Genomic DNA, 1,065 nt, shown 5'->3' on the forward strand with positions numbered 1-1,065 from the left:
TAGTCGTAGAAGACGCGTATTTCGCCGTCAGACGTCGCGTTTAGTCCATTTGGCGTAATGCCCAGCAGTTTGATGAGCGGAATGCTAGATACCGCTGACATATGCTCCTGTGACTGCGCCTGTAGAGCATCAAGCCCTGCTATAGGAGCACTGACAAACTCCACGGTCTCTGGCTTGGTCGGGTCGTTATTGACAGCGAATGCCCCGCGGTTATCGCGACATTGGTTCATTATCTGCAGGCGAGAAATCAGCGTATCCGCTGCGCCACCTGTCAGGATCTGGCTCATATCCGTACTGAAAACCGGTATGGAATAGGAGTGGATCATGTCACTGACGCTGTCGCGGGTGCGAAGCCAGTTATTTACATACGGCTCGGCGATCTGCGAGAGAGACAGCCCACGGAAGTTATACGATGCCTTCAGCAAATCGGGAACCTGCCGCGAGACGAAATCAATCATCCGGCTTGCATGTACGGTCATGCCCATGACAAACCACTGCGTCGGCGTGTAGAAATCCGGGCTCAGCGGGTTGTCGGAGTTATAAATCCCCGGGTATGTCCAGATGGGCTCGATGACCCTGAACCCCTGCAGGCTGCCTTTCGTGATCTTCTTGTCGCTCATGAAGAGCTTCGATTGCAGCTCGTTGTCGTCCATCCATGCGGAGATTCCCCGCGGCGAACGAACGTCAATGTAAATCTGGCCTCCCCCGAAGTAGCCGTCATGCTCTGCAGCTTCTTTAAAGCGCTCGCGCACTTTAAAGCGCTTCATGGCCTCTTCAAGCTGTTTTACCCGATCCGCCTTGTCTTCATCGCCGACAGTTTTGAGCTTTATCCATTTGCGGGTCATTTCCTCCGCAATGGTTCCCACCATCTTGCGATATTCAGGCTTCTGCGCCAGCGTGGACAGGTACGGATAACCGGGGAAGCTCTCAAAGTCGCCATAACTGTAGCCGCCATATGCAGCATTGAGATCATCGTAAGGCGTGGAGTCCATTGCCAGAATGGCGCTTTTGATAGCCTCGGGGATGACCCCTTTCGGAGGTTCGTAGCGCTGAAACTCTCTTTTC

1 protein-coding gene is annotated in these 1,065 nt (G+C 53.7%); it reads right to left on the reverse strand.

From position 1 onward, the window contains the following. Nucleotides 1–1,065: DUF1073 domain-containing protein (locus tag EDF73_RS27365; protein ID WP_132732061.1), on the reverse strand; the 1,065-nt coding region annotated here is incomplete at both ends.

This window comes from Klebsiella sp. BIGb0138, from assembly GCF_004342285.1.
Lineage (GTDB): Bacteria > Pseudomonadota > Gammaproteobacteria > Enterobacterales > Enterobacteriaceae > Klebsiella.